Origin of the sequence: Hydrotalea sp. (assembly GCF_049968455.1) — a bacterium.
Classification (GTDB): Bacteria; Bacteroidota; Bacteroidia; order Chitinophagales; family Chitinophagaceae; genus Hydrotalea.
The window spans coordinates 20,362-38,914 of sequence record NZ_JBMFQT010000019.1 but is presented as its reverse complement, the minus strand read 5'-3'; the positions used below and the strand labels follow the sequence as shown (position 1 = coordinate 38,914).

Here is an 18,553-nt window from a genome sequence, read left to right as displayed (position 1 = left end):
TTTAAAATCTTTTAATTAATAGCACCCGTAGCTGTGTATTCCACCATATCATCCACCACATAAACGCTGAATGGGAATGTATTATTTAATTGCGTTCGTAATGCTTCCGCATCTTCTCGTTTTAAGAAATTACCAATACGTACTTTAAAATAAGGGCTTTGAAAAAGAACGTATGATTTCTGTTCAGGAAATTTAGACAATAGTTCAGATTTTATTTTAAAAGCTTCATCGCGACTACTAGTGCTTAATACTTGAATGCGATAACCTTTTACCAATCCACCGGTTGCTTTTAATAACATTCGTTTATTCATAGCTGCCTGCTTGGCCACCAAAGTATCCATCCGTGCATCTTTATATACAATAATTGTATCTGCACAATTAGCATATACTTGTGTGCCTAAGAAAAGAAATAAAGCTATTATCAATCCTCTAATCATATACATTTTTTAATATCCCGATTTTCCGGCAGATACCGTTTCAATTGGATGCCACGTTGTTTTTATTTCCTGAAGATCCATTATGCAATAAGGCGATTGTGCATTGTCTTCTAACCAATTCAATGCATTATATTCTATCACACGTTTTACATTTAAAGCCGATTTTTCTTTCACTAGCTGCATTTCCTGATTTGTTAGTTGATAAGTTACAATAGCGTTTACATCCATGTGATCGGCAAAATATTTTAGCAGCTCGCTAACTTTTCCGGTTAAAATATTCACTACGCCTGCAGGCACATCAGATGAATGAATAATTTCTGCGAAACTAATGGCAGATAAAGGCAACTGTTCTGCCGCCAAAACTACACAAGTATTACCGCCAGCAATTATGGGAGCAACAGCAGAAACCAAACCAATTAAAGCTGATTGCTGTGCGGCAACAATAGCTACCACACCGGTAGGTTCTGGAACAGAAAAATTAAAGTGAGGCGATGCTACCGGATTAACTGAACTAAAAACTTGCTGATATTTATCGCACCAACCCGCATAATATACCATACGGTCAATGGCTGCACTTACCTCATTGTGGGCATCTATAGATTTATATCCTAATAAAAGTAATTCATCAATTAACTGGGTTCTTCTACTCTCCATCATTTCAGCTATACGGTATAGTATTTGCGAACGATTAAAAGCTGATTTTCCTGACCAGCCGCTAAAGGCACTTCTTGCAGCAACAACAGCATCGCGAAAATCTTTCCGAGAGGCTAAACACATGTTAGCAATCAATTTTCCATTGGCGTTTTTTACGGCATAATATCGTCCGGACTCTGTTCTTGGAAATTGTCCGCCAACGTAAAGTTTATAAGTTTTTAGTACATCAATTCTTTCAGTCATATTTTCAAATTGAAGATTCAGATAATTTTACTTTGATACACAATCGCCATTACGTTACTTAACATAAGCATTTAATCCATGCAAACCACCTTCACGTCCAAAACCGCTTTCTTTGTATCCGCCAAATGGTGAAACCGGATCGAACTTATTGTACGTATTTGCCCAAACTACACCTGCACGTAAGCGCGTTGTAATGTTGAATATTCTAGACCCTTTGTTGGTCCATACTCCGGCACTTAAACCATAGGGTGTATTATTGGCTTTTTCAATTACTTCATCATCGGTTCTAAAAGTTTGAATGGCTAATACCGGGCCAAAAATTTCTTCTTGTGCAATACGACTACTTTGTGCAACATTTGTAAATAAAGTAGGACGACAGAAATAACCTTTATTTGGTAAAGCACAACTGCTTTCAAACATTTCAGCACCCTCCTTTTTTCCAATGGCAATATATTTTTGAATGGTTTGCAATTGTTGCTTTGAATTAATGGCACCAATATCAGTATTTTTATCTAAGGGATTTCCAACAATTAACGTAGCAATTCTGTCTTTCAGTTTCTGAAGTACTTCCTTGTAAACAGATTCCTGAACAAACAAACGAGAACCGGCACAGCATACGTGGCCCTGATTAAAATAAATACCGTTGATTATACCTTCTACTGCCTGGTCAATCGGTGCATCTTCAAAAATAATATTTGCTGCTTTACCTCCAAGTTCAAGCGTTAATTTTTTATTAGTGTTAGCAGTAGCACGTTGAATAATTTTACCCACTTCTGTACTGCCGGTGAAAGCAATTTTATCAATATCGGGATGATTAACAAGCGCTGCACCTGTTTCACCAGCACCTGTAATAATATTTACAACACCCGGTGGCAAATCGCAGTCCTGAATTAATTCTGCCAATTTTAAAGCAGTTAAAGGCGTGGTTTCGGCCGGTTTTAACACAACGGTATTACCACAAGCCAATGCAGGGGCTATTTTCCAAGCAGCCATTAACAAAGGAAAATTCCACGGAATAATTTGGCCTGCAATACCTAACGGTGACACACTTCTGTTTGGGAAAGCATAATTTAGTTTATCAGCCCATCCGGCATAATAAAAGAAATGATTGGCTGCAAGTGGTATATCAATATCGCGTGATTCGCGAATAGGTTTTCCACCATCTAAACTTTCTATAATTGCAAATTCACGAGCACGCTCTTGAATCATTCTGGCAATTCGGAAAATATATTTAGCTCTTTCTTTGGCAGGCATTTTACCCCATTGTCCATTATAAGCAGCACGAGCAGCCTTTACTGCTTTATCAACATCGGCCGTACCTGCTTCTGCAACGGAAGCAATTTTTTGCTCAGTAGCGGGATTAATTGTATCAAAATATTTTTTGCTTAATGGTTTTTCAAACTTGCCATTAATGAATAAATTATATTGTTCATTAATAGAGGCAGCACTTACACTTTCCGGGGCAGGCGCATATTTTATATTAAATTTTAGTGCGGGTTGAATATTTTTTGATGATTTAGCCATAAACTTTTATTAATAATTTTTTAAATTCAAATACGCTTAATCTATAGAGAAATAATTTGCTGCCTGGTATACACCGGTACGTTCTTTTTCCAGTTGCATTAATACATCATTTGCAAGACTGCTGGCACCAAAGCGAAACCATTCATTGCTTAACCAATCGGTTCCCAAAGTTTCCTGTACCATTACTAAGTAATGCAGTGCAGCCTTTGCCTTTGAAATACCACCGGCAGGTTTCATGGCAATTTTTTTCCCGGTTCGGTAATAAAAGTCGCGTATTGCTTCTAACATTACTAATGTAACAGGCATTGTTGCTGCAGGCTGAATTTTACCGGTTGAGGTTTTAATAAAATCGGCACCTGCATACATGGCAATTTCACTGGCACGGCGCACATTATCGTAAGTAACTAACTCACCTGTTTCTAAAATTACTTTTAACCGAGCATTGCCACAAGCTTCTTTAATGGCAGCTATTTCATCAAATACAAAATTGTATTCGCCTTGTAAAAATTTGCCGCGACTTATTACCATATCTATTTCATCGGCACCTTGATCAATGGCAAATTTGGTATCACGCAACTTTACATCGCGAGAGGACTGACCACTGGGAAAGGCAGTTGCAACAGCAGCTACCTTTACATTTGAACCTTGTAAGGCTTTTTTAGCTACCGCTACCATTGAGGGATACACACATATAGCCGCTACCGTTGGTAAACCCGGATAGGCATCATGTAAATGCATTGCTTTATAACATAACTGCTTTACTTTACCATCGGTATCTTTTCCCTCTAAAGTGGTAAGATCAATCATGTTCAAAGCCAACTTTAAGCCCTCAACTTTACTTTCAGTTTTTATACTACGCTTGGTAAACCTTGCAGCACGTTCTTCCACACCAACATGATCAATTTGAGGGGTATTTCTAAAATCGGGTATAAATGCTGTTACAGCGGGCATATAGCAAGTTTAATTTTTTTCAAATGTAAATAAAAAAGGGGGTAAAAGCCAGTAAGCTTATAACCCCACTAAAATGACAAATATGATTATGCTTATTTACCGTGGCAATTTTTATATTTTTTTCCGCTACCACAAGGACAAGGATCGTTACGACCTATTTTAGGACCTACTTTTACGGGTTCTTGTTTTACAGGAGTAGGATCGTAATAATCATCTTCAGTAGTTGCACCATCAACAGATTCTTTGCGGGTACGCATATTACTTAAATCTGTTTTTTGTTGGCGTCCTTCGCGTACTGCTTCACCTTCCTGTGTTGGAATAGTAGCTAAACAAAGAAACTGAACAATTTCTTTATTAACCTCACTATCCATTTGCTTAAACAAGTTAAAGGCTTCTACTTTATAAATTACCAGTGGGTCTTTTTGTTCGTATGCAGCAGTTTGAACACTTTGCTTTAAATCGTCCATAGCCCTTAAATGCTCTTTCCAAGCATCATCAATAAAGGCTAAAGTGATCCAACGTTCTAATGCATTCACCAATTCAACACCGTTGGTATCAAGTGTTTTTTGCATGTTTACCAATACCTGTAATTGTTTGCGACCATCACTGAAAGGAACAATTACATTTTCAATATGTGCGCCTTGTTGTTGACGAATGTTTTTAAACACCGGCAAAGTTTCAGCGGCTAATTCTGCTTTTTTATTTTGATAATTACTAATAGCTTGATTATATAACTTTTCTGTTAATTGCTCAGCCGACATTTTATTCAGCTCTTCAGGGGTTATATTAGTATCCGTACCAAAGTGAACAATACAAGCTAACCGTAAGCCTTCAAAATCTTCATCAGTTTTAAACCCATTAATAATTTCGCTGGCAACACTGTAAAAAGCATTATCTAAATCTAATGCTAAGCGTTCTCCAAACAAAGCATGATTCCGTTTGGTGTAAATAACGGTACGTTGCTTGTTCATTACATCATCATACTCCAATAAACGCTTACGAATACCAAAGTTGTTTTCTTCTACTTTTTTCTGTGCACGTTCAATTGATTTGGTAATCATACTGTGCTGAATTACTTCACCTTCTTTATAACCGGCAAATTCCATTACTTTGGCAATTCGGTCGCTACCAAACATGCGCATTAAATCATCTTCTAAAGACACAAAGAAAACAGAAGAGCCCGGATCACCTTGGCGGCCTGCACGTCCACGCAACTGCAAATCAACCCTGCGCGATTCATGCCGTTCTGTACCAATAATAGCTAATCCACCTGCCTGCGCTACGCCTTCGCCTAATTTAATATCAGTTCCACGGCCAGCCATATTCGTAGCTATAGTAATGGCACCGGCCATACCGGCTTCAGCAATTACTTGCGCTTCTCGGGCATGTTGTTTAGCGTTCAATACATTATGTGGAATTTGTTTTTGACGTAACATCCTACTCAACAATTCACTTACTTCTACTGAAGTAGTACCAACTAAAACGGGACGCCCCATTTTATTCATCTTCAAAATTTCATCAATAACAGCTCCAAATTTTTCACGCTTGGTTTTATAAACCAAATCATTACTGTCTTTTCGTGTTATCGGCTTATTGGTAGGAATAGTTACCACATCTAACTTATAAATGTCCCACAATTCAGCTGCTTCTGTTTGTGCAGTTCCGGTCATACCGGCTAATTTGTGGTACATTCTAAAATAGTTCTGTAAGGTAACGGTGGCATAGGTTTGCGTAGTAGCTTCAATTTTTACATTTTCCTTCGCTTCAATAGCTTGGTGTAGTCCATCTGAATAACGTCTTCCATCTAAAATACGTCCGGTTTGTTCATCAACAATTTTAACCTGTCCATCCATCACTACATATTCAACATCTTTATCAAATAATGTATAGGCTTTTAATAGCTGCTGTACAGTGTGAATACGATCGGCCTTTTGTGTGTATTCATTAATTAACGCCTCTTTTTTATGCAGTTTATCTTCAACAGAAATTTCTTTCATATTTTCAATTTCACCAAGACCAACACTTATATCAGGTAACACAAAAAATTGAGGATCTTCACCCGATTTTGTAATAAGATTAATACCCTTATCGGTTAATTCAACTGAATTATTTTTTTCGTCTATATAAAAATATAATTCTGAATCAACTATATGCATTTCTCTAGACTGATCGGCCAAATAATAATTTTCAGCTTTTTGAAGCTTCATACGAACACCGGGTTCGCTTAGGTATTTAATGAGTGCACTATTTTTGGGGAGGCCGCGAAAAGCACGATATAACAATAGCCCACCATCTTTAGGATCATCATTTCCTTCAGCTAATTTTTTCTTAGCTTCATTTAAAAATTGATTAACTGCTTTCTTTTGTGCTTCAACCAATTTTTCAATTCGTGGTTTAAGTTCAAAAAACTGTTCAATATTGTCTTGTTTTCCAATTGGGCCAGAAATAATTAAAGGCGTACGTGCATCATCAATTAAAACACTATCTACCTCATCTATAATAGCATAATGGTATTTACGCTGTACCATTTCATTGGGTGAGTGTACCATGTTATCACGCAAATAGTCGAAGCCAAATTCATTATTCGTGCCATAGGTAATATCGGCCAAATATGCATTTCGTCTATTCTCCGAATTAGGTTCATGTTTATCAATACAATCAACTTTCAATCCTAAAAATTCAAAAATAGGACCATTCCACTCGGAGTCTCTACGGGCTAAATAATCGTTTACCGTAACAATATGTACGCCTTCTCCTGGTAAAGCATTTAAATAAGCAGGCAATGAAGAAACCAATGTTTTACCTTCACCTGTTGCCATTTCGGCAATTTTGCCTTGGTGTAAAACAATACCGCCTATTAACTGCACATCATAATGCAACATATTCCATACCACTTGACCACCTGCCGCCAGCCATGTATTTTTAAATACAACCTCATTGTTTTGTATAGAAATATAATCTTTTTTTACGCTTAGCTCACGGTCCAAATCGGTAGCCGTAGCAACTAATGCGCTATTTTCTTTAAATCGGTGAGCAGTTTCCTTAATAACCGCAAAAGCCTCGGGCAGAATTTCATTTAAAACTGCTTCAATATGTTTATCTCTTTCTTTTTTTAGTTTATCGATTTTATGGTATAACTTATCTTTCTCATGAATTTCTTGTGGTGGTAAAGAATCGGCAGTTTGTTGCAGTTCAGTAATTTCGGCATCAATTTCCGTAAGATGTGCATTTATCTTTGCTTTGAATTCAACTGTTTTATTCCGCAGTTCATCATTACTGAGTGTTTGAAACTGCTCGTAATAATGATTAATTTTTTTTACAATAGGGAGTATTTTCTGAACATCTTTCTCGCTCTTGTTTCCCCCCAAAATTTTCGACATTAATTTCAACATAACTTAAAATAACTGATGATGCTTAAATAAATTTTAGTTCAAATTGGATGCTACAAAATGCTTTAAGCCAAATTGACATGAATAATAAGTATCAAAGGTACTTATTTTGTTACTTTGAATACATTATTACAGCAATAATACTGCTTTATCAAATACTTAACGAATTGAGTTTTTATTTTGAAGACCCATAATTTCAAATTTATAAACAAAAATATTGTATGGACAGGTCATTAAATTTTTGTTACAAATTATTATTAGTTAGCGGGCTTGTTTTTTTTTGTCAAAAGAGCTTTGCCCAAATATCGAGCCCATATCAGGAATTATCAGATAGTGTTTATAAAAACCGACAGAATATTATAAAAAAAAACATGACAATATTGGGTGCCTGGGCTGGTGTAAACATTATTCAAAGTAGCATTAGTGCAGCCAGTACTACCGGTAGCACACAAGCATTTTTTAAAATGAATGTATATTGGAATATAGCTAATGCAGCAATTGCCGGCATAGGGATTTTGAGTGCCAAAAGAGCCTTAAAACATACTATATCGGCACAAAAAAATTGGCAACAACAACAAAATATAGAAAAATTGCTATTACTGAATACCGGCTTAGATGCCGCATACATTACAACAGGCTTGTACCTTAAAGAGCATGGTTTACGCGTTAACAATCCACAAACCGAGGGGTATGGAACCAGCATAATGGTTCAGGGTGGATTTTTACTCATTTTTGACCTAATTCAATACTTTGACCATCACCAAAATGGCAAAAAATTAAACCAATTAAATTTTGAACCTACCAATAATGGTGTGGGCTTGGTTTGGCACCTGTAATTAAAATTTTAAGTAGTTTTTCAGGGAAGGATGGGAATTTAACTTCAATCTGCTACTTTTGCAGCCAATTTAAAGTTGAACTATGCCTGGTCAGTTAAAAGAAGTACGTAACCGTATTAAAAGTGTACAAAGTACGCAGCAAATTACGAAAGCCATGAAAATGGTAAGTGCTGCTAAATTGCGCAGAGCCCAAGATGCCATTATTCAAATGCGTCCTTATGCCAATAAATTACAGGAAATGCTCAGCAATATTGTGAGTAATATGGAAGGTGGCACCTCATTAGCTTTAGCTGAGGAACGCCCTGTTGAAAAAGTATTGTTAATTGTCATTACCAGCGACAGAGGTTTATGTGGTGCTTATAATTCAAACGTAGTTAAACTTACCAAGCAAATTATTGCTGAAAAATATGCTACCCAATACAAAAAAGGAAACGTTAGTATTTGGAATATTGGGAAAAAAGGATATGAAAGTTTAAGCAAGCAAGGATATCACACAAATGATTCCTACAAAGATATTTTTCTCCATCTTAGTTTTGAACAAGTACAAGAAGCTGCTCAGGCCGCTATGAATGCATTTGTAAACAAAACTTTTGATGCAGTTGAAATTGTATACAGCGAATTCAAAAATGCTGCTTCACAACGTTTTGTTGCTGAACAATTTTTACCTATTCCAAAAATTGAACAATCGGGTAAACAAAAGGCTGACTTTATTTTTGAACCAGAAAAAGAGGTATTATTAACTGAATTAATGCCTAAAATTTTAAATACCCAATTGTATAAAGCTGTTTTAGACGCGCATGCAAGTGAACATGGCGCAAGAATGACTGCTATGGATAAGGCTAGTGATAATGCGAATGAACTATTAAAATCATTGCGTATATCATACAACCGAGCACGCCAAGCTGCCATTACTACCGAATTAACCGAAATTGTAAGTGGTGCGGCTGCACTTCAAGGTTAAGAAAAAAATGTTATTTTAGTAGCCCTTAACAACTAAGCATTTGTGGAACTAAGTGAAATTATACCCCATTTAGAGGCTTTAATTTTTGCCAGCGAAAAGCCCTTAACTGCTGCCGAAATGGTAGAGTTAGTGAATAACGCCTTGGGGTTTATGGAGGAACGCATAATGTCCGAACAGGTAGAACAAGCCTTAGAAGCTATTAAAGAAAAATACCAATCGGAATTTTACGCTTTTGAAGTTGTTGAAAGTGGCGGTGGATGGCAGTTTTTAACAAAAAAAGCCTATCACAAAACTGTTGTACAATTAAATGGCGATAAGTTTTTAAAACGCTTATCCAATGCAGCTTTAGAAACCTTGGCCATTATTGCATACAAACAACCTATTACTAAAGGTGAAATTGAAACTATACGTGGTGTAAACAGCGATTATAGTGTTCAAAAACTTTTAGAAAAAGAACTTATCCTAATAAGTGGCCGAAATGAAGAGCTTCCAGGTAAGCCTTTACTATACACAACTTCAAAAAATTTCATGGATTATTTTGGCATTAATTCACCCAATGATTTACCTAAAATTAAAGAGGTATTAGCCGATGAAACCATGAACGCTACCATTATTAAACCTGAAGATTTTACCAGCAATACCGCTTCAGCAGAAGATAGTGAAAATAGTACCATTGTTGTAAATGAACAGGGTGAATTGCTGATTAATGATGATGGCAATACCAACAATGAAAATTCAGAAAACAAACAAGAAGATTCTTCTAAAAATTCTGAGGAATAAAACAATCCAGGCTTATTCACATTACATTCAAGCTGTATCTTCGCAAAATGCAGCAACTGAATAACCAAACATTACTATCTATTGCAACGCAATATGGTACACCGGTTTATGTGTATCATGCGGATAAAATTAAAGCGCAATACCAACAACTAACACAAGCATTTGAAGGCATAAACACCCGTTTCTTTTATGCATGCAAAGCATTAACCAATGTTAACATTTTAAAATACATTGGTAGTTTAGGATGTAATATTGATTGTAGCTCTATTAATGAAGTAAAACTGGCACTATATGCCGGAATTCCTGCCAGCAACATATTATACACTTCAAATGGTATTGCCTTCAACGAAATTGAAGAAGCCGCAGAAGCGGGTGTACACATTAATATTGATAGCATTGCCAACCTGGAAAAATTTGGTAAAAAGTACGGCAATACTTACCCCGTTGGCATTCGGTTGCGTCCCAATATTATGGCCGGCGGTAATTTAAAAATTTCTACCGGGCATAATAAAAGCAAATTCGGTATTCCTATTGATCAAATAGATGAAGTTATAAACGTAATTAATCAAACTAACCTTATTATAAAAGGGCTACATATACATACCGGAAGTGAAATAAAAGATGTGGCTATTTTTGTAGAAGGCATAGAAGTTTTGTTTGATTTAATATCCAAATTTCAACACCTTTCCTACATTGATTTAGGTGGTGGTTTTAAAGTACCTTATAAAGAACAAGAGGAAGGAACCAATATTCAACTATTGGCCGAAGCAGTTAAAAAAGCATTTGCGGTGCACCCTAACCCCAATGGCCAACCGTTAACTGTTTGGTTTGAACCTGGTAAATATTTGGTTAGCGAAGCAGGTTATTTCATTACACAGGTAAATGTAATTAAACCTACATCAGCAACTACTTTTGTTAGTGTAAATAGCGGATTCAATCATTTAATACGCCCTATGTTCTACGATGCTTACCATCGCATACAAAACATTAGTAACCCTGATGGACCATTACATCACTATTCCGTTGTAGGCTATATTTGCGAAACCGATACATTTGCATGGAACAGACCCTTAAATGAAGTTAGAGAAAACGATTTATTGGTTTTTTATAATGCCGGTGCTTATGGTTTTGAAATGAGTAGCAATTATAATAGTCGCTTTAAACCCGCAGAAGTATTGGTATTAAACAATGAAGCACATTTAATAAGAGAAAGAGATAGTTTCGAAGATCTGTTGAAAAATCAGTTAATTATTCTATAAGCATTTTTCCTTATGATTGAAATAAGCCACATACGTAAAGCCTTTGGCGATAAAACCATTTTGGAGGACATTAGTGCCCAAATGGAAGCAGGTAAATGCAACCTGATTATTGGTACTAGTGGCAGTGGTAAAACAGTTTTAACAAAATGTATTGTTGGCTTATTTACACCCGACTCAGGTGATGTTTTATACAGTGGTGAAAGCATGCTTACCATGAATAAACACGAAAAAAAATTGTTAAGACAACAAATAGGAATGCTTTTTCAAGGTTCTGCACTATTCGACTCTAAAACTGTTGAAGAAAATGTTCGTTTTCCACTTGATATGTTTTCTAAGCAAACCATGGGTGAAAAACAAAAAAAAGTGGATGAGGTACTGGCTAGAGTAAACTTATCAGGTTCCAATAAAAAATATCCAGCCGAATTAAGTGGCGGAATGAAAAAGCGTGTTGGTATTGCACGAGCCATTGTATTGAATCCCAAATATTTATTTTGCGATGAACCAAACTCAGGGCTTGATCCTCAAACCTCACTACTTATTGACAAACTAATTAAAGATATTACACATGAATTTAAAACCACAACTATTGTGGTTACACACGATATGAATAGTGTAATGGAAATTGGCGATCATATCATATATCTGCACAATGGTAGAAAACAATGGGAAGGAAGCAATAAAGACATTATATTTAGTAAAGATACATTATTAAACAACTTTATTTTTGCATCAGAGTTTTTACAAGATGCCAAAGAAATGCGCATGATTGAAGCATCGAAAAAAAAGCAGCTATAACTACCCCCTTTTTCGTAAGTAATTTTTTCTAAGTAAGTATTCTTTACTTAGCTTTTGCAATAATTCTTTTTAAAAAAATTATTAGTTACAAAATAAACTTCTGCGTTTGCTACAAGTCTGTAAATAAAACCACTTTTAAAAAACAAAAAAAATGAAACTCATGAAAAAAACAGTTTTTTTACTTGCTTCCGGCTTATTTTTTACCGTAGCAGCAATGGCACAAACAGGCACAACCAGTAGTACAACAACTACTCAAAACCCTGCAGTAAAATCAGGCATGAAAGATATGCGCCACGATATCAGAGATGAAAGAAAAGACAAAAGACAACGTGCAGAGGCTATTGAGAATGGCAATAAAGCCAGAGCTAAAAAATTAACCAAAGACATTCATTCCGATCAAAAAGACATTAATAAAGACAAAAATCAGTTACAAAGCGAGGGAGTTAAGCATCCCATTAAACGTGCCGACCGCCAAATTCACAGACAAAATATGGCACATAAGGGATAAATGTTGAGGTATTTAGTTGTTCAAACCTGCGAAATCACTTGAATGATTTTTGCAGGTTTTTTTATGCCCCAAAAATGCAAAGCCTATTTTAACAATATAGCCAACATTTCTCAATTAATTTTGCAAAGCCAATAAGTGGCAATGCAGCTATTCGTATCTTTACATTTTAATAAACTTGAATAGTGCGTTTATTTAAAACCTCTTAAAAATAGTTTACATGAAGCAGCTTCTCATTGCTTTCACTATGATTTGCCTTTATCCAATTATGGCAAATGCACAGCAAAACACCGACAGCTTACCACCTTACTTAAAAAATCCAAACATTCCTTCTTTTCAAATTTTAAGTACTGATAGTACTTGGTTTACTAACCGCTCAATACCCAAAAATATTCCTGTGGCTATTGTGTATTTTAGTCCAGAGTGTGGTCACTGCCAGTACGAAGCCAAAGAGTTGAATAAAAAAATGGATAGTTTATCGAATATATTTTTCGTTTGGGTAAGCTACCACCCTTTTCCGGATATTAAAAAGTTTTATTACGAATATGGATTGAGCAAATACAAGAATATTGTTGCCGGAAGAGATCCTCAATATTTTATTCCTGCATTTTATAAAGTAGAATTTACACCTTACATAGCTTTGTACAATAAGCAAGGCAAGTTTGTAAAAGAATTTAGGCAAGGCGCTTCCCCTCAGGAAATTATGGAAGCACTACACTTAAATTAAATATAAATTTTATTCACTAATTTTTAAATATACATTTATGAAAATTACAGTTGTAGGTGCAGGCGCCGTTGGTGCTACTTGCGCCGATAATATTGCCAGGAAAGAACTTTGCCAGGAATTGGTATTATTAGACATTAAAGAAGGTATTGCAGAAGGAAAAGCACAAGATATGATGCAAACCGCTGCATTATTAGGTTTTGATACCCGTATTACCGGAAGTACAAACGATTATACTAAAACTGCTAACTCAGATGTAGTTGTAATTACTTCAGGTTTACCTCGTAAACCTGGTATGACCAGAGAAGAACTAATTGGCGTAAATGCCGGTATTGTGAAAGGTGTAGCTGAAAACATTTTGAAGTATTCTCCCAATGCAATTTTCATCATTATATCCAACCCAATGGATACTATGACCTACTTAACCCTACAAGCAACAGGTTTACCCAAACACCGGATTATAGGTATGGGTGGCGCATTGGATAGCTCACGCTTCCGCTACCAATTAAGTCAACACTTGGGTTGTAGCCCTGCCGACTTAAATGCAGTAGTTGTAGGTGGTCATGGTGACACTACTATGATTCCTTTGATCCGCATGGCTACATGGAATAGTGTGCCTGTAACCAAATTTTTATCAGCTGAAAAACAACAACAAATTATTAATGATACGATGGTAGGCGGTGCTACTTTAACCAAATTAATTGGTACTTCTGCATGGTATGCACCCGGTGCTGCCTGTGCTTCAATGGTTGAAAGCATTGTACGTGATGAAAAGAAATTAATAAGCTGTTGCGTTTACTTGGAAGGCGAATATGGTCAAAAAGATATTTGCCTGGGTGTACCTGTTATTATTGGCAAAAATGGCTGGGAAAAAATTATAGATTTCGATTTAAATGAAGAGGAAAAAGCCGCTTTTGCGAAAAGTGCTGCAGCAGTTAGAAGCATGAATGATGTATTAAAAACATTATAATAATTGCCTTACTAAATATTGAGCCTCGTAAACTTTTATGAGGCTTATTTTTTTGATACACTTTCTAAAGCATCAGCTGCAATTTTTGTAACATCTTGCCATTCCATACAATGAAAATGTTTTTTTGGACAAGTACGTGTTCCAAAATTAGAACAAGGTTGGCACGATAAATTAGGTACTACATAATTATGAGCTAAATTTTCTAACTGCTCATGATTAAATGCTGTTCCATAAAAAGGGGCTACATCTAATGCAGGAGATGTGCCTCCCCAAACTGCTAAAACCTTTTTTTGAAAAGCACAGGCAATATATAATAATCCGGTATCGTGCGAAATAACGAGATGGGCTTGCCGTACAATATCAGCCGATTCATGAAGAGAAAATTTGCCACAGGCATTATAAACTTTTATTTCGTCAATATCGGCCACTAAGGCCCCAATGGCGGCATCTTCTTTCCCACCCACCAATACTATTGGATAGTTTAGCAATGAACATAACTGTTGCAGCTTTTCAACAGGTAATTTTTTTGTATAGTAAGATGCCCCAATAACAATGGCAATATATCCGGCACTGTGCGAAACCGGTAAATCGCCTGCTTTTATAACTGCATGTGGTGGAATAAAATAATCTAATCCTTTACCATCATCATATACACCCAATGGGGCAAGTGCATCCAAACATCGCAAACTGATGTGGCGGCCAGGCATGAAGTTGATATGAAAACGGGTTAATAACCACTTTTGCCAACTTAACTTTTTAAACGATAAAACTTTTGTACGTAGTGCCTGACGTATTTTGTATGAACGAAAGTTTTTATGTAAATCAATTATATAATCAAAGTTCTCAGGTTTTAGCCGCTTGATTAATAGTGACAAATTACCCTCATAATAATGAAAATAATCAATATAGGGATTGGCCTCAGTAACAGCTTTAAATTGAATTTTACTCACAAAATGAATTTCAACATCGGACAATTGTTGTTTCAAACACCTAAAAACTGGAGTAGTTAAAACAATGTCGCCAATTGAGGAAAAACGAATGACCAATATTTTCATAGCGTAAATTTATCCAACAACACATTCATTTCATACACATTGGTACAAGTTCGAAATAATAAATGTGTTGCTATTAATGAATTAAATTGACAATGAAGCCTTCACTTCCTATTCAACATAATTCAAATCTTTATGAAAAGTTTCTTCTGTAAATAATAATGCAAGCAGAGCAATTATCATTACTACAATTCCTGTTATCCATGCACTGGTTACATAACTGCTATAAGTTTGCAATGCAGTGAACAATAAGGAAACCAATACTAATGAGCCACGTACCATATTGGGTACCGTTGTGGCCACTGTTGCACGAATATTGGTGCCAAATTGCTCAGCTGCCATCGTTACAAAAATGGCCCAAAATCCGGTACCAAAGCCTAGTATGGCAGATACCAAATAAAGTGTATTTACAGTACCATCATACAAGTTAAAATACCATATCATAGAAAGGGCAGTAATAGCGTAAAATATTAAAACAGCTTGCTTTCTACTTTTCAACAACTGACTTAAAAAGCCAACCAAAATATCACCAATTGAAATAGCTACATAAGCATACATCACTGCCTTTCCGGGGTCAATGTTTCCCTTAATGCGCATGTGTGCACCAAACTCTTTTGAAAAACTAATCAAAATTCCAATTACATACCAGGTTGGTAAACCAATTAAAATAGCTTTGATATACTTGAAAAAATATTTTCGACTAGAGAACAACATAAAAAAATCGCCCTTACGTACATTTTTATTTTGTAAGGATTGAAACATACCAGATTCTAAAACACCAACGCGTAATAATAACAATAACAAGCCCAATCCGCCTCCAATAAAATAACAAGTTCTCCATTCAAATTCTTCTTTAATAAAAAATGCGAAAACAGCCCCGGTAAGCCCAATACCTGCCACTAGCGAGGTTCCAATTCCTCTTTTTTCTTTTGGTAATAATTCACTTACCAAAGTAATACCGGCACCCAATTCGCCAGCAAGGCCAATACCGGAAATAAAACGCACCAATGCATATTGATTAACGGTTTGTACAAAGCCATTGGCAATATTGCCCAGTGAGTATAAAATAATAGATGCAAACAATACCTTCAATCTCCCTTTTTTATCACCCAATACGCCCCATAATATGCCACCCAATAAAAGCCCAATCATTTGTATATTCAAAATAAATAATCCATCGGCAGCAATGGCAGCATCGGTTAAACCAAACGATTTTAAAGAGGGAACACGGATAATACTGAACAATAATAAATCGTATATATCTACAAAATAGCCTAATGCACCAACAATTACAGGCAATGATAAAATACCATATTGCTTTTGATTCATAGGTATGCTTCTCGTTTTAAAAGCATGAATATAAATAAAATGCAGGTAGCAATAAAATTGATGTTGGAATTTGCGCTTGCAGTTCAGTGCAGCTAATGCTGTTTATTTTTTTTTCTAAAGAATAATTTGAATAAAACGGGTGCAGTGGTTACCAAAACAATTACCAAAACAATAATTTCCAAATGCTTTTTAATATCGAACTGATAGGTTTCAATAAAAAATTTGTCTAAGTAATGCCCACCGGCAACCATAGCAATTACCCAAGCCACACAACCAATTACATTAAAAAAAGTGAATTTTTTTTGATGCATATTCACTATACCTGCAACTATGGGGGCAAAGGTGCGTACAATGGGTACAAAGCGGGCAAAAATAATAGCTCCACCGCCATGCTTTTCATAAAAATCGTGCGCCTGTTGCAAGTAATGTTGTTTAAATATAAAGTTATCTTTCCAATTGTACATTGCTGGACCCACCTTTCGGCCAAACCAATAACCCGTAGCATTCCCTAATATTCCCGCTAGGGATATAAGTATAATCAATAATACCAAATTAATAAAGCTATTTTGTGTATCAATAAATGAATGCATTAACATATTACTATATATACCGGCAACGAACAATAAGCTATCACCCGGTAAAAAAAATCCTACGAACAAACCTGTTTCAGCAAACACAATAAACAATAATACCCAAAGCCCTCCATGTTCAATATAAAATTGGGGTTGTAATAACTGATGCCACTCAAATGAGGATAATAATATATTCATAATAAAAAACGTTTTAGGCCGCTTGTTCATATTCCAATGCTCCTTCCCACTTACTAACTACCGAAGTGGCCAATGCATTGCCTAACACATTGGTTGCCGTTCTAAACATATCACAAAAATGATCTATTGGTAATATGAGTGCAATGCCCTCGGGGGGAATATTAAACATGGCACAAGTGGCCGTTACAACTACTAACGATGCACGTGGCACACCTGCAATACCTTTGCTGGTTAACATTAATACAATTAACATGGTTAGCTGTGTGCCTAAGTCTAAATGTATACCATAAGCTTGAGCAATAGCTAAACTGGCAAAGGTCATATACATCATACTGCCATCTAAGTTAAACGAGTAACCTAATGGCAAAATAAAGGCTACAATTTTATTATTACAGCCATATTTTTCTAACTCTTCTGTTAATTTTGGAAATACAGCTTCACTACTAGTGGTGCTAAATGCAATAATTAACGGTTGTATAATTCTTTTTAATAAAGCCGGCAATCTGTTTTTTAAGATTAAAAGCCCTACCAATAATAATAAGGCCCATAATAAAAAAATGCCTAAAATAAAGTATAGTAAATAAAAACTATAGAACTTAAAAACTTCCAAACCATTAGTGGCAATTACCGCAGCAATGGCACCAAAAACGCCTAGTGGCGCAAAGGCCATAACGTAAGCCACCATTTTTAAAATAACATGAGCCACTGCATCTAACCCTTTTATCACTACTTTACCTGCATCGCCCAATGCGGCTGTAGCAATACCAAAGAAAACTGAAAAAATTACAATTTGTAAAATTTCATTTGAAGCCATGGCCTCAAAAATACTTTTTGGAAAAACATGAATTACAAAAGTTTCTAATGAAAAACTTTGTGTTTTGCCAATTACATCTTTGGCATTCCCTGCATCATGCACAGTTAAATGTATGCCGTGGCCGGGTTTAAAAATATTCACCAATAATAAGCCCAATAATAAACTAGCAAAAGATGCACTAATAAACCACAACAAAGCTTTACCACCCACACGCCCTACTGTTTTTAAATCGCCTAATTTAGCAATGCCCACTACCAGCGTACTAAATACTAGTGGGGCTATAATCATTTGCACTAACCTTAAAAAAATAGTAGTTAATAAATTTACTTTAGGTGCAAAAGTTGCAATGAAAGTTGGTGTGGCTGTTTTATTAACTATGTAGCCTACACCAATGCCCAAAAACATGGCAATTAAAATGTAAAGTGTTAATCTGTTTTTTTTCATACGGTTTGTATCAATCAAGCAAAGTATGCAGGTTTACTAAACCATTCATCAATAGTTTGTTTAGCCCTTTTCAAGGCGGCAATATAGGTATAAACTATTGATAATTGTGTTTAAGT

17 protein-coding genes are annotated in these 18,553 nt (G+C 35.7%); 8 read left to right on the top strand and 9 right to left on the bottom strand.

What is annotated here, in order from left to right; all coding sequences use genetic code 11:
* Positions 1–11: 11 nt before the first annotated feature.
* The 5 genes from ACP5P5_RS12235 to secA form a co-directional block, all read right to left on the bottom strand.
* Positions 12–437: an SPOR domain-containing protein gene (locus tag ACP5P5_RS12235; RefSeq protein ID WP_428286401.1), complete on the bottom strand. Its 426-nt coding sequence runs from the start codon at positions 435–437 to the stop codon at positions 12–14.
* 9 nt (positions 438–446) lie between these two features.
* Entirely contained in the window at positions 447–1,334 is an 888-nt protein-coding gene (locus tag ACP5P5_RS12230) for an aldehyde dehydrogenase family protein (RefSeq protein WP_428286400.1), read from the bottom strand.
* A 54-nt stretch (positions 1,335–1,388) separates the two neighbouring features.
* Positions 1,389–2,858, bottom strand: a complete 1,470-nt coding sequence (locus ACP5P5_RS12225; RefSeq protein WP_428286399.1) for an aldehyde dehydrogenase family protein — start codon at positions 2,856–2,858, stop codon at positions 1,389–1,391.
* Between the two features lie 36 nt (positions 2,859–2,894).
* Entirely contained in the window at positions 2,895–3,809 is a 915-nt protein-coding gene (gene deoC, locus ACP5P5_RS12220) for a deoxyribose-phosphate aldolase (RefSeq protein WP_428286398.1), read from the bottom strand.
* A gap of 92 nt (positions 3,810–3,901) precedes the next feature.
* Complete coding sequence (secA, locus tag ACP5P5_RS12215; RefSeq protein ID WP_428286397.1) at positions 3,902–7,189, bottom strand: preprotein translocase subunit SecA; 3,288 nt, start codon at positions 7,187–7,189, stop codon at positions 3,902–3,904.
* A gap of 380 nt (positions 7,190–7,569) precedes the next feature.
* On the opposite strand from secA, the gene ACP5P5_RS12210 reads away from it, so the two are divergent.
* From ACP5P5_RS12210 to mdh, 8 genes are all read left to right on the top strand, one after another.
* On the top strand, positions 7,570–8,034 hold the full coding sequence (locus ACP5P5_RS12210) for a DUF6992 family protein (RefSeq protein ID WP_428286396.1): 465 nt from the start codon (positions 7,570–7,572) through the stop codon (positions 8,032–8,034).
* 82 nt (positions 8,035–8,116) lie between these two features.
* The gene (gene atpG / locus ACP5P5_RS12205; RefSeq protein WP_428286395.1) at positions 8,117–8,995 is read left to right on the top strand and encodes an ATP synthase F1 subunit gamma; all 879 of its coding nucleotides are present in this window, start codon (positions 8,117–8,119) and stop codon (positions 8,993–8,995) included.
* Between the two features lie 42 nt (positions 8,996–9,037).
* The gene (gene scpB / locus ACP5P5_RS12200) at positions 9,038–9,775 is read left to right on the top strand and encodes an SMC-Scp complex subunit ScpB (protein WP_428286394.1); all 738 of its coding nucleotides are present in this window, start codon (positions 9,038–9,040) and stop codon (positions 9,773–9,775) included.
* Positions 9,776–9,822: 47 nt separating this feature from the next.
* Complete coding sequence (gene lysA / locus ACP5P5_RS12195) at positions 9,823–11,034, top strand: diaminopimelate decarboxylase (RefSeq protein ID WP_428286393.1); 1,212 nt, start codon at positions 9,823–9,825, stop codon at positions 11,032–11,034.
* Positions 11,035–11,046: 12 nt separating this feature from the next.
* Entirely contained in the window at positions 11,047–11,829 is a 783-nt protein-coding gene (locus ACP5P5_RS12190; RefSeq protein WP_428286392.1) for an ABC transporter ATP-binding protein, read from the top strand.
* Positions 11,830–11,989: 160 nt separating this feature from the next.
* Positions 11,990–12,337 (top strand): hypothetical protein, encoded by a 348-nt coding sequence (locus ACP5P5_RS12185; protein WP_428286391.1) that lies wholly within the window; start codon positions 11,990–11,992, stop codon positions 12,335–12,337.
* Between the two features lie 217 nt (positions 12,338–12,554).
* Entirely contained in the window at positions 12,555–13,061 is a 507-nt protein-coding gene (locus ACP5P5_RS12180; protein WP_428286390.1) for a TlpA family protein disulfide reductase, read from the top strand.
* Between the two features lie 37 nt (positions 13,062–13,098).
* Complete coding sequence (gene mdh, locus ACP5P5_RS12175) at positions 13,099–14,028, top strand: malate dehydrogenase (RefSeq protein ID WP_428286389.1); 930 nt, start codon at positions 13,099–13,101, stop codon at positions 14,026–14,028.
* 44 nt (positions 14,029–14,072) lie between these two features.
* On the opposite strand, the gene ACP5P5_RS12170 is transcribed toward mdh, so the two are convergent.
* The 4 genes from ACP5P5_RS12170 to ACP5P5_RS12155 form a co-directional block, all read right to left on the bottom strand.
* Positions 14,073–15,083: a glycosyltransferase family 9 protein gene (locus ACP5P5_RS12170; protein ID WP_428286388.1), complete on the bottom strand. Its 1,011-nt coding sequence runs from the start codon at positions 15,081–15,083 to the stop codon at positions 14,073–14,075.
* Between the two features lie 108 nt (positions 15,084–15,191).
* Positions 15,192–16,409 carry an MFS transporter gene (locus tag ACP5P5_RS12165; RefSeq protein WP_428286387.1) on the bottom strand — a complete coding sequence of 406 codons (1,218 nt, stop codon included), beginning with the start codon at positions 16,407–16,409 and terminating at the stop codon, positions 15,192–15,194.
* A 92-nt stretch (positions 16,410–16,501) separates the two neighbouring features.
* Entirely contained in the window at positions 16,502–17,179 is a 678-nt protein-coding gene (locus ACP5P5_RS12160; protein WP_428286386.1) for a DedA family protein, read from the bottom strand.
* A gap of 13 nt (positions 17,180–17,192) precedes the next feature.
* The gene (locus ACP5P5_RS12155; RefSeq protein WP_428286385.1) at positions 17,193–18,437 is read right to left on the bottom strand and encodes a dicarboxylate/amino acid:cation symporter; all 1,245 of its coding nucleotides are present in this window, start codon (positions 18,435–18,437) and stop codon (positions 17,193–17,195) included.
* Positions 18,438–18,553: the final 116 nt, after the last annotated feature.

Coding starts and splice junctions, on each gene's coding strand:
- ACP5P5_RS12225 (WP_428286399.1), bottom strand. CDS start 2,858: ATGGCTAAATCATCAAAAAATATTCAACCCGCACTAAAATTTAATATA.
- mdh (WP_428286389.1), top strand. CDS start 13,099: ATGAAAATTACAGTTGTAGGTGCAGGCGCCGTTGGTGCTACTTGCGCC.
- ACP5P5_RS12170 (WP_428286388.1), bottom strand. CDS start 15,083: ATGAAAATATTGGTCATTCGTTTTTCCTCAATTGGCGACATTGTTTTA.
- ACP5P5_RS12190 (WP_428286392.1), top strand. CDS start 11,047: ATGATTGAAATAAGCCACATACGTAAAGCCTTTGGCGATAAAACCATT.
- atpG (WP_428286395.1), top strand. CDS start 8,117: ATGCCTGGTCAGTTAAAAGAAGTACGTAACCGTATTAAAAGTGTACAA.
- lysA (WP_428286393.1), top strand. CDS start 9,823: ATGCAGCAACTGAATAACCAAACATTACTATCTATTGCAACGCAATAT.
- secA (WP_428286397.1), bottom strand. CDS start 7,189: ATGTCGAAAATTTTGGGGGGAAACAAGAGCGAGAAAGATGTTCAGAAA.
- ACP5P5_RS12235 (WP_428286401.1), bottom strand. CDS start 437: ATGATTAGAGGATTGATAATAGCTTTATTTCTTTTCTTAGGCACACAA.
- ACP5P5_RS12230 (WP_428286400.1), bottom strand. CDS start 1,334: ATGACTGAAAGAATTGATGTACTAAAAACTTATAAACTTTACGTTGGC.
- ACP5P5_RS12155 (WP_428286385.1), bottom strand. CDS start 18,437: ATGAAAAAAAACAGATTAACACTTTACATTTTAATTGCCATGTTTTTG.
- ACP5P5_RS12185 (WP_428286391.1), top strand. CDS start 11,990: ATGAAAAAAACAGTTTTTTTACTTGCTTCCGGCTTATTTTTTACCGTA.
- ACP5P5_RS12180 (WP_428286390.1), top strand. CDS start 12,555: ATGAAGCAGCTTCTCATTGCTTTCACTATGATTTGCCTTTATCCAATT.
- ACP5P5_RS12165 (WP_428286387.1), bottom strand. CDS start 16,409: ATGAATCAAAAGCAATATGGTATTTTATCATTGCCTGTAATTGTTGGT.
- deoC (WP_428286398.1), bottom strand. CDS start 3,809: ATGCCCGCTGTAACAGCATTTATACCCGATTTTAGAAATACCCCTCAA.
- ACP5P5_RS12210 (WP_428286396.1), top strand. CDS start 7,570: ATGACAATATTGGGTGCCTGGGCTGGTGTAAACATTATTCAAAGTAGC.
- ACP5P5_RS12160 (WP_428286386.1), bottom strand. CDS start 17,179: ATGAATATATTATTATCCTCATTTGAGTGGCATCAGTTATTACAACCC.